Genomic DNA, 12,363 nt, shown 5'->3' on the forward strand with positions numbered 1-12,363 from the left:
ATTTTACAAAAGCTTAAGATTTTAGCAAGCTTTTTTCGACAAATTTTAATATTTTACTCCGTACAAAAATTTATTGTTAAAACCCCGCTTCCATCTCCTCAAGCTCCGTCATTACCATCAGCAGCGCCTCTTCTTCCGCGTCGTGCTGTTTTTGTAGTTGGCTTTGCTCATCGAGCAGCTTGAGTAAGGCGTTTTTATTTTGCTCTTCATACAGCGTGGTGTCTGACAGTTTGTCTTCGACTTCTGCTTGTTTGCTCTCAAGTGTGCTCAGCTTTTTCTCTAGCGTTTCAATTTGACGGCGTAGCGGCGCGGTTTGCTTACGCTGCTGGGCGGCACGTTTGCGCTGCTCTTCTTTACTGAGTGCAGGCTTGTTGTCTGCAGGTGCGGCGCTGGGTACGGTTGGGGTGTCTGCGTTGCTGGTTTTTTTTGATGTTTCATGTGAAACAGAGATTTGTTTGTCACTGCTGTTCGCTTCTTTACGCTTATCGGCCAGCCATTTGCTGTAGTCACTGATGTCGCCCTCAAAGTCATCCACCTTGCCGTCATGCACCAAATACAACGAGTCGCAGACGTTGGCGATTAATTCACGGTCGTGCGAGACCAAGACCACTGCGCCCTCAAAGCCTTGCAATGCCAAGGTCAATGCCTGACGCATTTGTAAGTCTAAATGGTTGGTCGGCTCATCGAGTACTAAGACATTAGGGCGCTGCCAAACAATCAATGCTAAGGTTAAACGCGCCCGCTCCCCGCCTGAGAACAGACGACTCGGCGTATCAATGCGCTCGCCGCGAAAATCAAAGCTGCCCAAAAAGGCGCGCAAATCCGCGTCCGAGGTCGTGCCTGCCAAGCGGCGCAGCATCTGCATCGGGGTTGCGTCCGCATCAAGGCTGTCCATCTGATGCTGATTAAAATAGCCGAGCTTTAATGTGTCCGAGACGCGATGCTGCCCTGATATCAGTGGCAGCTCACCGACCAGTGCCTTGATCAACGTTGACTTGCCCGCGCCATTCATACCGAGCAGCCCAAGGCGGGTATCGGGCGTGACTTCAACATTGATACCGCGCAGTAGCGGCGTATCTTGACTGTAACCAACAGCCGCTTGCGAGAGTGTAATCAGCGGGCTGCTCATGTGTGTCGGCTCATAAAATTGAAACGAGAATGGATTGTCCGCCATGACAGGTGACAGCTCGCTCATGCGCTCGAGCTGCTTAATACGGCTTTGTGCTTGCTTGGCTTTACTGGCTTTGGCACGGAAACGGCGAATAAAGTCTTCCATATGCGCGCGGGTGGCTTGCTGCTTTTCAAAGGCTTGTTGCTGCTGGGCAAGGCGTTCGCTGCGCGTGCGCACAAACTGCTGATAGTTGCCTGTATATAAGGTGATTTTTTGTTGTTCCACGTGCAAAATGTGTCCAACCGTGGCGTCCAAAAACGCTTGGTCGTGCGAGATGACAATGACCAAACCATCAAACTGGTTAATCCACGTCTCCAGCCACAAAATTGCGTCCAAGTCCAAGTGGTTGGTCGGCTCATCGAGCAGTAATAAATCGGCGCGGCTCATCAAGGTTTTGGCAAGGTTTAGACGCATGCGCCAGCCACCCGAAAATCCTGAGACAGGCAATTCGTGCTGCTGCACATTAAAGCCCAAGCCTGCCATGATTTGCGCCGCTTTGGTTGGGGTGCGGTAGCCATCAATCTCATCAAAGCGCTGGTGCAACGTGCCAATCTCAGTATCGCTTAGGGTATCTAATTGACTTAATGACTGATTAATCCTATACCACTCTTCATCGCCGCTTAACACATAATCAATGGCCGTTTGGTCGCTGGCTTCTACTTCCTGCGCCATGTGCGCCACGTGCCAGCTGTCGGGGATACTCAGCGTCCCGCTGTCGGTGGTCACCTCAGTGTCTTTGATGCCCATGTGCGTAAGCAATAAGGCAAACAAGGTCGATTTGCCTGTACCATTATTGCCTGTCAGCCCGACTTTTTGTTTGGGATGCAGCTGAAAACTTGCGCCCGAAAACAATTCGCGCCCATCGCGGCGCACGCTCACATCTTTTAGCTCTATCATAAATTCATCTCAGTAATCATCGGCAGGCAAGGTGCTTGGCAGACAACCCATCGCCCTTTATAGCGCGCATTGTCTCAAACCCACATTATATAGGCAAACTTGCCAAGGTTTTGACAAAATACCACCGCCAACGATATCACTGCCGCCTTGATAAATTTTTGTGACCCCTTATTATGATATACTGCCTGATGACAATAAACCTTATGTCCATCGGGACAATCTTGTGTATCAAGCACAGCCAATATCTTAATAGTACTCCTATTAGCACTCTCTTTTTTGCCCTTGCTGCTAGCCTCTGAGGTAGATATGAACGAATCAGCCAACCAATACAATCCCAGTCAACCTGTGGACCCGACCGTACTGAATCTGACAGACAGTGCGGCGCAAAAGGTACGTCGTCTGCGCGAAGAAGAAGGCGACAGCAATCTGATGCTGCGCGTGTATGTGACGGGCGGTGGTTGTTCGGGCTTCTCTTATGGTTTTAACTTTGCTAATGACTTAAATGAAGACGATGCCAGCTTTGACAATGCTGATGTGACTTTAGTGGTCGATTCACTCAGCTATCAGTATTTGCAAGGCTCGACCATCGACTATACCGAAGGGTTAGAAGGGGCGCGCTTTATCGTACAAAACCCCAACGCCACCACCACATGCGGCTGCGGCTCCTCGTTCTCTATTTAAAGTAGGGCTTTTAGGGCATCGAATATCCGTAAATAAGCATTCATAACATTTGTGATATGTCCTATTGTCTGCTGCTCTTATCTTAGTATTGCAGTATTGCCACTAACCGATTAAGCGGTCTTGAGCACCCTTAGTCGGTTTTTTGTTGCTTCATTTATACCAAACCATTAAGTTGTCTTTATTGTTTGTTGTATTGACTGTAGATACTCAGATTGTTTTTACCACGAAACCACTTTCACCACTCGAAATTATTTTACACTTAGGTGCAGATATATTATTTTAAAGTCCTGTGGTCATAAAAATAAACGCCAAAAGATATTGGCAATATCGGTTGCTTATGCGCCACATCTATGGGTAATATGAAATGGTTTTTAAAGTGACTACAGTGGGTCAGCCGCTAATAGACCGACTGATATCGATAGTAATAACAATGTTTTTTAATACTAAATATATGAAAGGATGTACGTCATGGCAAAGTTATCTCTTGATGCGTTAAATGAAATTGATGGTTTCGTTGCAGCTGCTTTGGTAGACAGCGAGTCGGGACTGGCACTAGCGACCATCGGTACAGGTATTGACCTTGAGCTTGCAGCGGCAGGTAACACTGAAGTCTTGCGCGCAAAGCGTAAAGTGGCTTCAGCACTAAACCTAAACGAAAGTATCGAAGACATCTTGATTACTCTAAGCAAGCAATATCACCTGCTCCGCCCACTGGTACGCAATGAAAACTTATTTTTATACCTAGTGCTTGACCGTCAAAAGTCAAACCTAGCAATGGCTCGTCACAATCTAAAGAGCTTTGAAACTGAGCTTGATTTTGCTTAATCCTTGCTTTAGGACATGATACCGATACTTAAGCGTTGTGTATGATAAAGTTCAGACGTGTTTGTCTTTTTTATATGCACACGCAGTGTCTTGACAAAAAAAGCACCTGACTTGTTTTGGGTGCTTTTTTTATCTGTATTTTTTACTTCAGCGAAACGGTATTTATACCACTACCATACAGTGACAAAAATATGGGCCATATCCCCGCAGATGCTGGCAGGCAAAGATTACTGAATTTGTAATCGTGCATAGTTTTTGCAGGCACTTTAGGCTACACTGACGCAATTATGACCCTCTTTTTTCAGAGCAGCCCTTTCTTATTTTGCTCTGCCATAACCTATAAAAACAGATGACGATTATGAGTGACTTTGCAAATGATTTTGCCGATTTTGAGATTCCACATTGGCTAACGAGCGCCCATTTTGCGGGTATGCTGCGCGGTATTGAAAAAGAAGGGCTGCGTGTTAAGCCAGATGGTACATTGGCGCAAACCCCACATCCTTATAAACTGGGCTCTAAACTCACTCATCCGTTTATTACCACTGACTATTCTGAGAGCTTGCTTGAGCTGATTACGGAGCCAAAATCCACACCGAAAGCAGCACTGACCATGCTGCGTGAACTGCATCTTTTGGTATATAAAGCACTGCCTGATGATGAGCTGATGTGGCCATTATCGATGCCATGCCGTTTGTCGCTCGACGACAATAACATTCCACTTGCCAATTATGGCAGCTCCAATACGGGTAAATTAAAAACCCTATACCGTAGTGGACTGGGTATCCGTTATGGTCGACGCATGCAAACCATCGCAGGCTTGCATTACAACTTATCTTTTGGCGATGACTTTTTTGAGGCATGGCACACCGCGAGTGACTCAGCGCAAGCGTATGCCGACTTTAAAAACGATAAGTACTTGGGACTGATTCGTAACTTTAAGCGTATGACCAGTCTGGTACTGTATTTACTGGGCGCTAGCCCAAGCGTAAATGCCAGCTTTATTTCAGGGCGCACGCACGACTTAGAGCAGATGGATGCCACCACGTACTATAAACCTGCCGCCACCAGCCTGCGCATGGGTAAGCTTGGCTATACCAACAGTGTGCAAGAGCACTTAGACATTCGCTACAACCATTTGCCTGAATATGTGGACGGTCTGCGCCGTGCCATTCGCACCCCGCACGAGGGTTTTGTACGCTTAGGTCTTGATGACGAAGCAGGCACGCCGATTCAGATTAACAATCACATTTTGCAGATTGAAAATGAATACTACAGTCCTATTCGTCCCAAGCAAATTGCTGATCGTGGAGAGACGCCGACTGAAGCCTTAGAACGTCGCGGTATTGCTTATGTTGAGTTTCGTGCGATTGATTTAGACCCTTATAGTGATGTCGGCATTCGCTTATCGAGTGCGTGCTTTTTAGAAGTATTGGCCTTGTACTGCCTGCTGACCGACTCGCCTGACTTGTTCCCTGATGAAGAAGAAGCATTGGGTGTCAATATTGAGCGTGTGGTCAACGAAGGTCGCAAAAAAGGACTGACCATCTTATTACAAGATAAAGAAGTTTTGCTTGAAACATGGATGCTCAAGCACTTGTGTAAAATGCAGCCCCTTGCCGCGCTATTAGACGCGCATCATGGTGGCAATGATTATCGTACTGCTGTCGCCTTGATGCAGGGCAAAGCAGGTCACAGTGAGTCAACGATTTCAGCTCAAGTATTGTCTGATAGTGCACGTTTGGGCAGTTTATGGCAGTTAGGTATCAGCCTAGCCAAGCAGCATCAAACGCAAGTCCTTGCGCAGACGCTCAGTCCCAACACGCAAGCCAAATACGAAGTACTGGCTGAAAAATCTGTCTTTCAACAGGCGGATATCGAGCTCGATGACAATACAGATTTTAAGGTATTTTTAGAGCAGTACCGTTGATATTGACTGTCTACGATTTTTTTTGATTGCGCTGTTTTGTGAGTGTTTTTACCATGTCTCGATTGACTCAATATCGTTATTTACAGTTTTTTTTGGTTTTGATGACCCTAGTGGGTATGGGTTTCGCGCTGTTTTACTTACAGGGGCATTTGGGGTTAACACCTTGTCCGCTATGTATTTTCCAGCGTATTGGTTTGATGGTCATGGGCGGCTTTGCACTGATAGCAGCGCTATGGAATCCAGACTCCAAAATTGCCAAGCTGATACTGTGGCTGGGTAGTTTTGCAGGTATTGCTTGGTCAACAGGTGTCGCAGCGCGTCATGTGTGGCTACAGCATCTACCGCCTGACCAAGTACCCTCATGTGGCCCAGGGCTAGATTACTGGCTGGACGTCTTGCCCATGAAACAGGTGCTTGAGCAAGTGCTGGCAGGCTCTGGCGAATGTGCGGTCGTTGACTGGACCTTTATGGGCATGAGTATTCCTGAGCAGTCTCTGATTTTCTTTGGGGTGTTGATTGCGGTTCATGGTGTTATTTTATGGCGTATCTTTCGTCCAACCCATGCTTAACGTTCAGCACGTGCCTATTAAAAAAGCTCAAAACGTCCTGTTTTGAGCTTTTTTTATGTCAACTTTTTAGCTTAGGTTCATTCATAGGTACTTTTTTAAAAAGAATAACAAAAAGGCCACACTGTAAGATAAGTGCTTTGCTATCGTATGCCCATCGTTTTTTTTGAATATAGATATGCCATTTCGGTACGCAACTTGCATATCAGAAGCTCTATAAGCCATAAAATATCGTTTAGTACGTTACCTCTATAGTACGTCGAATAGGGGTCATGATGTTTTACTAAGACGGTATTTTGTAGTAATAGATGCGGTCAACATCCCTTACTATGTCGTAGCGACTGCCTAGCATATAAGTTTATTTTTGGTACTATCATGATACATGTTACCGTTTTATCTGTTTGCCGTGCTGGTCATACCCGCGTTTTTTGTTTCGCTCTGTTTTCTAGCGCTTGTCTGCTGCTATCAGGATGCGACAGCCAATCTGCCAGCAGTCCAGTCCGTGCGCAAGTGTCTAAATCAGCAAATGGAGAAGCTGTCGCTCAATCCCAAAGCGAAGCCTTAGCCTTTAGTGAGCAAACCATCAGTGAGGCAGCCAATGAAGCTGATGAGATTGCAGGACGTCCACTGCTCGCTTCGGCACAATCTGATGAGCGTGAACCGTTGCCGAATGAGTATCAGACAGACAACGCCGAAAGCAGCTATAGCCTTGGCGCAACCTTAATCGGTGACTATGGTGGTACAGTACCCTGCCGTAACTGTGAGCGCGTCGATGTCACACTCAATTTATTCTCCGATGGCTCGGTCGCCAAGACCAGTGTCTACCAAAACCAAGGGGACAAGCCACAATCGGTGACTCAATCTGGCATCTATCGTCAAGATGAGCATGTCATTACGATTGTCTATGACGATCAAGATTTGGAAAGCTATCATATTGAGGGCAACTATTTAGTGCAGCTCAATGCAGATGACCGACCCAATGACGACTATACGCTATCACGTATGTGAACCTACTGACCGTTTTTCATGGTCAATGCCTTTTCTTTACTTTACAATACCAAACACCCAAACAGATACCGCCAGCATATTTTATTTTTGGTGTATGGGCGTGCGCGCTGCTGTATAGGGATTGGTATTCTTTGTTTTTTTAATGGTGTAAGACAGCTATGCATATTCATATTCTTGGTATTTGTGGGACGTTTATGGGCTCGCTGGCGCTGCTCGCGCGTGAGCTTGGTCACCGCGTGACAGGCTCTGATGCCAATGTCTACCCACCCATGTCCACCCAGCTTGAGCGTGCAGGCGTGACGATTGAAGAGGGCTACTTGGTCGAGCATTTGCAGCCTGCGCCTGATTTGGTGGTCGTTGGCAACGCCATGAAACGCGGCATGCCTGTGGTTGAGTATATGCTGGATGCAGGTATGCGCTATACCTCAGGGCCGCAGTTTTTGTCCGAAGAAGTATTGCAGTCGCGTCATGTGCTGGCGGTTGCAGGCACGCACGGTAAAACCACCACCACCACCATGCTGGCGTGGATACTGCACTATGCAGGTATGGATGCAGGGTTTTTAATCGGTGGTGTGCCGCTCGTCGCAACCGATGATGCGCGCTTGCAGCAAGTGTTTGCGCACAGCAGCCACTTGGGTAGTGATAGCGATAATCATGATGATAGCGATGCAAAGACACGCGGCTACTTTGTAATTGAAGCCGATGAGTACGATTCCGCGTTTTTTGATAAGCGCTCAAAGTTCGTTCACTATCGTCCACGCACGGCGATTTTAAACAACCTTGAATTTGACCATGCTGATATTTTTGCTGATTTGGCGGCGATTCAAACCCAGTTTCATCATATGCTGCGCATGGTACCTGCCAGCGGCAAAATCATTATGCCAAGCCATACCCAAAGCCTTGAGGACACGCTGCAACTGGGCGTTTGGACACCTGTGTGGCGCACCAGTATTGATGGCAATACCGACAGCGATTGGCAAGCGACACTGCTTGCGGCTGATGGCAGTCGTTTTAGCGTACACGCGCCTGTTTTAAATGACTTGGAGGCCATCGTTGATTGGGGTATGAGCGGTCAGCACAATGTGAATAATGCGCTTGTGGCTATTGCTGCTGCCTATGATGTGGGCGTACCTGTTGCGACCGCGTGCGCTGCCCTATCTGCCTTTGCGGGTATCAAGCGGCGTATGGAGCATATTGGCTCGGTGAATGACATTTTAATCTATGATGACTTTGCGCATCATCCGACCGCCATTACCACCACCTTAGATGGTGCAAAGAAAAAACTGGCAGGCAGACGCCTATGGGCAGTGATTGAGCCGCGCAGCAATACCATGAAAATGGGCATTCATAAATCGGGCCTCGCTGATTCGGCCGCGCTTGCAGATGCCGTGCTGTGGTATGAGCCTGAAGGCTTGGCGTGGGGTTTGCGCGAGGCGATTGAAGGCGCGCAAGTGGACAATAAGCAAGACGTCCTCACCAGTACTGAGGCGATTATTGATTATTTATGCACACATGCACAGGCAGGTGATGCGGTGGTTATCATGTCAAATGGCGGCTTTGATGGCATTCATCAGCGTTTATTAAGCGCTTTGTCTGATAAATATACCAAAGCAAATATGCAGTCTTAACGTACTGTTTTTTGAATTTCTAATCTTCAAGCTAACGAACGCTGCAAGTTTTTGTGGCGTTTTTTGCATTTTACCATTACTTGTTTACCGAACCTACCTGCTCGATAGCAAATCACTGCCTAATCTCACACAGCTGCTACACAGATAACATTTTGGCATTATCAATAAAAAACCAAGCTGACTACAATAAAATCATCAACTTAGAAGATAACACATCAAGTTACACTTTTAGCATAAAAAAAAGGCGATGAACGCCATGAATGATAACCGTTGGTAACAACGATTTTAGGAGGCTGATATGATGAGCTTTATTTGGATGATTATTGTAGGATTGGTAGCAGGTCTATTAGCACGGGCGATTAAACCTGGTAGCGACCCTATGGGCTGGATTATGACCATCGTCTTAGGTATCGTCGGCGCATTGGTTGGTGGCTTTATCGCAAGCTTGTTGGGCATTAACGCAGATGGCGGCTTTATTGGTCTGGTATTCTCCGTCATTGGCGCGATTATCCTGCTGTTTGCTTATGAGTTTATTATGAAAAAACGTCATGTGTAATTGGCATTTTTAACTCTTTGATGCATGATGATTGATACCATTGACCCTGCCTCGCGCAGGGTTTTTTCTGTGACAAATGATGCGTTACCCCTTGATTGTCATTACATTTCCCCTTATTTATTTTATAATAAGCCGTCCATTTTATTCATACTGTTGAGGTGCGCCAAATATGGCATTACTCCCGATTTTAAGCTATCCCGATCCCCGCCTACGTACCATTGCTGAGCCTGTCAAAGACGTTAATGACGAGATTCGCGTTCTGATTGATGATATGTTCGAGACCATGTATGACGCGCAGGGTATTGGTTTGGCAGCGACGCAGGTTGATAGACACATTCAGTTGATTGTGATGGATTTGTCTGAAGACAAAAATGAGCCGATGGTTTTTATTAACCCGAAAGTGACGCCGCTCATCGAAGACAAAAAGCCGTACGAAGAAGGCTGTCTGTCGGTGCCTGACGTCTATGACAAAGTTGAGCGTCCCACCAAAGTGCGTATCGAAGCACTCGATGCCGACGGTCAAAAAATTGATAAAGAAGTCGAAGGACTGCTCGCGGTGTGCATTCAGCACGAAATGGATCACTTAAATGGGGTCATTTTTGTGGATTATCTGTCGCGCTTAAAGCAAACGCGCGCTCGTGACAAAGTACGCAAAGTGATTAAAGCCCGCGGAAAACAGCCGCAACCTGTGAAGCGTTGATTTTGTTTTAGCCAAATGTTATGTATATTCGGTGGGTCAGCGTGTTAAGCATTCTGCGCCTAGTAGATAGACATGTTGCTATGTATGAATAAAGGTAATTTACCATGATAAAAATCGATCAGTACTTTGATAACGCCAGCTGGCAGAAATTTACTAAAGCCGCAGAAGGTCGTGAAACGCCTTTTTTGGTGGTGGATTTGAGCCGTATTAAAGCCAAGTTCCATGAAATGGAGCAACTGTTTCCTGCTGCTAAAATTCATTATGCAATGAAAGCGAGCCCAGCGGTTGAGGTCATTGAGCTATTAGCCAGCCTTGGTTCAAACTTTGACTGCGCGTCTATCTACGAGCTAGATCGTGTGCTCGATTGCGGCGTTGACGGCGATCGCATCTCGTATGGCAACACCATCAAAAAAGCCGAGCACGTGAAATACGCTTATGACAAAGGCATCCGTCTGTACGCAACCGATTCAGAAGCGGACTTAAAGAACATCGCTAAGCACGCGCCTGGCTCAAAGGTATTCGTGCGTATCTTGGTACAAGGTTCAGAAACGGCAGAATGGCCACTGTCACGTAAGTTCGGCTGCCACCCAGATATGGCCATCGACCTATTAACTCAAGCACGTGATTTGGGACTGGTGCCTTATGGTATCTCGTTCCACGTGGGCAGCCAGCAAAAAGATGTGGCATCATGGGATGATGCACTTGCTAAAGTCAAATACATGTTTGACTGGATGAAAAACGAAGAAGACATCAAGCTACAGATGATTAACTTGGGCGGCGGCTTCCCGACCAACTACATCAGCGAAGTTAACCCAATTCAGGTCTATGCCCAAGAGATTAAGCGCTATCTGAGCGATGACTTTAGTGAAGAAGACATGCCAGAGATTATCCTTGAGCCAGGTCGCTCCATGGTCGGTAGCTCAGGCGTATTGGTCAGTGACGTGGTACTCATCTCGCGTAAATCAACCACCGATTTGACGCGCTGGGTATATACCGATGTGGGTCTGTTCCAAGGTTTGATTGAGACTCTAGGCGAGGCGATTAAATACCCTGTGTATACGCCAAAAATGGAAACCTCAACCAATGAAGGCACGGTCGTGCTTGCAGGTCCGACCTGTGATTCGACTGATATTATGTACGAAGAAGCGGGCTATCAGTTGCCTGAAGAGCTGGAGATTGGTGATAAAATCTACTGGCTGACCACAGGCGCATACACCAACTCGTACTCGTCTGTTGAGTTTAACGGCTTTCCGCCGCTCGAAGTGATTTATATTGACTAATTACCAATAAGATTCATGACTCATAAAAAACGCGCTCGTGATGGGCGCGTTTTTTTGTATCTTGCATTGTTCTATTGCTTGTTAAGCGTATCAGCTCAATCCCAATACATCCTGCATGTCGTACTGCCCCGCCGCCTGCTGCACAATCCACGTGCTGGCGCGTACGGCGCCTGCGGCAAAGGTCATACGCTCGCGCGCGTGATGGGTAATCTCGACCATCTCGCCATCCGCGATAAACATCACTTTATGGTCGCCGACAATCTCGCCGCCGCGTATCGCATGGATGCCAATCGTGCCACCTTCGCGTGTGCCTGTCTGCCCTTCGCGTCCATAGATAGCGACCTCATCGAGGTTTTGTCCGCGCGCTTTGGCGACCGCTTCTGCCATCATATATGCCGTGCCTGATGGCGCGTCGATTTTGTGCTTATGGTGCGCTTCGATAATCTCTACATCCGCGTCTTTGCCAAAGGCTTTAGCGGCCATTTCTAGCAGTTTTAACGATACATTCACACCTGTCGAATAGTTGCCCGCATAGACGATGGCAATACGCTCGCTGGCTTTGGCAAGCTCGGCTTTTTGCGCGTCATTAAAGCCCGTGGTGCCGATGACCATGGCGGTGTTGTGTTCCGCGCAGATGCGCAAGTTTTGCTCAGTGGCATCAGGCAAGCTAAAGTCAATCAGAACATCAATGCTATCAATCACGGCAGGTAAATCATCGACAATCTGCACATCCAACACACCCACGCCGACCACTTCACCTGCGTCCGCACCCACAAGGCTTGAGCCTTGGCGCTCAATCGCTGCCTTTAATGTGGTGTTTGGGTTTTGCGTGGTCGCCTCAATCAGCATGCGTCCCATACGTCCGCCTGCACCGATGACGCCGACACGGATGGGAGTGGCGGTGGTTTGTTCGCTCATAATTTACCCTTACTCATGATAATAAACAGAAGAAAATAAGAACGGCGCGCCTTATGACGACGCTGCCAAATGCAAATATCATAGCATGAATTGATAGATATACTGAGCTGCCGCGTTGTGCGTAGTACTTTGTTTTGATAAAACCAAAACCCAATTTAAAAACAATACTCATAAAAAAGCCAATAGTTTCACGTGAAACTATTGGC

General features: G+C 47.1%; 12 protein-coding genes. 9 read left to right on the plus strand and 3 right to left on the minus strand.

Annotation, left to right across the window (positions count from 1 at the left end; all coding sequences use genetic code 11):
• Positions 1-76: 76 nt before the first annotated feature.
• Positions 77-2,068 (minus strand): ABC-F family ATP-binding cassette domain-containing protein, encoded by a 1,992-nt coding sequence (locus JIE71_RS10860; protein ID WP_199508732.1) that lies wholly within the window; start codon positions 2,066-2,068, stop codon positions 77-79.
• A 306-nt stretch (positions 2,069-2,374) separates the two neighbouring features.
• On the opposite strand from JIE71_RS10860, the gene erpA reads away from it, so the two are divergent.
• From erpA to JIE71_RS10905, 9 genes are all read left to right on the plus strand, one after another.
• Positions 2,375-2,749 carry an iron-sulfur cluster insertion protein ErpA gene (erpA, locus tag JIE71_RS10865; protein ID WP_199508733.1) on the plus strand — a complete coding sequence of 125 codons (375 nt, stop codon included), beginning with the start codon at positions 2,375-2,377 and terminating at the stop codon, positions 2,747-2,749.
• A 468-nt stretch (positions 2,750-3,217) separates the two neighbouring features.
• The gene (locus tag JIE71_RS10870) at positions 3,218-3,574 is read left to right on the plus strand and encodes a roadblock/LC7 domain-containing protein (RefSeq protein WP_199508734.1); all 357 of its coding nucleotides are present in this window, start codon (positions 3,218-3,220) and stop codon (positions 3,572-3,574) included.
• A 358-nt stretch (positions 3,575-3,932) separates the two neighbouring features.
• Positions 3,933-5,501 (plus strand): glutamate--cysteine ligase, encoded by a 1,569-nt coding sequence (gene gshA / locus JIE71_RS10875; RefSeq protein WP_199508735.1) that lies wholly within the window; start codon positions 3,933-3,935, stop codon positions 5,499-5,501.
• A 53-nt stretch (positions 5,502-5,554) separates the two neighbouring features.
• Positions 5,555-6,070, plus strand: a complete 516-nt coding sequence (locus JIE71_RS10880; protein ID WP_199508736.1) for a disulfide bond formation protein B — start codon at positions 5,555-5,557, stop codon at positions 6,068-6,070.
• 372 nt (positions 6,071-6,442) lie between these two features.
• On the plus strand, positions 6,443-7,075 hold the full coding sequence (locus tag JIE71_RS10885; RefSeq protein WP_199508737.1) for a copper resistance protein NlpE N-terminal domain-containing protein: 633 nt from the start codon (positions 6,443-6,445) through the stop codon (positions 7,073-7,075).
• Between the two features lie 158 nt (positions 7,076-7,233).
• Positions 7,234-8,703, plus strand: a complete 1,470-nt coding sequence (mpl, locus tag JIE71_RS10890; RefSeq protein ID WP_199508738.1) for a UDP-N-acetylmuramate:L-alanyl-gamma-D-glutamyl-meso-diaminopimelate ligase — start codon at positions 7,234-7,236, stop codon at positions 8,701-8,703.
• Between the two features lie 301 nt (positions 8,704-9,004).
• Entirely contained in the window at positions 9,005-9,259 is a 255-nt protein-coding gene (locus JIE71_RS10895) for a GlsB/YeaQ/YmgE family stress response membrane protein (protein WP_199508746.1), read from the plus strand.
• Between the two features lie 169 nt (positions 9,260-9,428).
• Complete coding sequence (gene def, locus JIE71_RS10900) at positions 9,429-9,959, plus strand: peptide deformylase (RefSeq protein ID WP_199508739.1); 531 nt, start codon at positions 9,429-9,431, stop codon at positions 9,957-9,959.
• Positions 9,960-10,063: 104 nt separating this feature from the next.
• Positions 10,064-11,239: a type III PLP-dependent enzyme gene (locus tag JIE71_RS10905; RefSeq protein WP_199508740.1), complete on the plus strand. Its 1,176-nt coding sequence runs from the start codon at positions 10,064-10,066 to the stop codon at positions 11,237-11,239.
• A gap of 90 nt (positions 11,240-11,329) precedes the next feature.
• On the opposite strand, the gene dapB is transcribed toward JIE71_RS10905, so the two are convergent.
• Complete coding sequence (dapB, locus tag JIE71_RS10910; protein WP_199508741.1) at positions 11,330-12,157, minus strand: 4-hydroxy-tetrahydrodipicolinate reductase; 828 nt, start codon at positions 12,155-12,157, stop codon at positions 11,330-11,332.
• A gap of 13 nt (positions 12,158-12,170) precedes the next feature.
• Positions 12,171-12,363: hypothetical protein (locus tag JIE71_RS12385; protein WP_206768269.1), on the minus strand; the 193-nt coding region annotated here is incomplete at its 5' end.

Source organism: Psychrobacter sp. bablab_jr014 (genome assembly GCF_016464015.1).
GTDB lineage: Bacteria > Pseudomonadota > Gammaproteobacteria > Pseudomonadales > Moraxellaceae > Psychrobacter.

Excerpts from the sequence above, each read along its gene's own strand:
- gshA (WP_199508735.1), top strand. The coding sequence starts at position 3,933 with ATGAGTGACTTTGCAAATGATTTTGCCGATTTTGAGATTCCACATTGG.
- JIE71_RS10870 (WP_199508734.1), top strand. The coding sequence starts at position 3,218 with ATGGCAAAGTTATCTCTTGATGCGTTAAATGAAATTGATGGTTTCGTT.
- JIE71_RS10860 (WP_199508732.1), bottom strand. The coding sequence starts at position 2,068 with ATGATAGAGCTAAAAGATGTGAGCGTGCGCCGCGATGGGCGCGAATTG.
- JIE71_RS10895 (WP_199508746.1), top strand. The coding sequence starts at position 9,005 with ATGAGCTTTATTTGGATGATTATTGTAGGATTGGTAGCAGGTCTATTA.
- dapB (WP_199508741.1), bottom strand. The coding sequence starts at position 12,157 with ATGAGCGAACAAACCACCGCCACTCCCATCCGTGTCGGCGTCATCGGT.
- JIE71_RS10905 (WP_199508740.1), top strand. The coding sequence starts at position 10,064 with ATGATAAAAATCGATCAGTACTTTGATAACGCCAGCTGGCAGAAATTT.
- def (WP_199508739.1), top strand. The coding sequence starts at position 9,429 with ATGGCATTACTCCCGATTTTAAGCTATCCCGATCCCCGCCTACGTACC.
- JIE71_RS10880 (WP_199508736.1), top strand. The coding sequence starts at position 5,555 with ATGTCTCGATTGACTCAATATCGTTATTTACAGTTTTTTTTGGTTTTG.
- JIE71_RS10885 (WP_199508737.1), top strand. The coding sequence starts at position 6,443 with ATGATACATGTTACCGTTTTATCTGTTTGCCGTGCTGGTCATACCCGC.
- mpl (WP_199508738.1), top strand. The coding sequence starts at position 7,234 with ATGCATATTCATATTCTTGGTATTTGTGGGACGTTTATGGGCTCGCTG.
- erpA (WP_199508733.1), top strand. The coding sequence starts at position 2,375 with ATGAACGAATCAGCCAACCAATACAATCCCAGTCAACCTGTGGACCCG.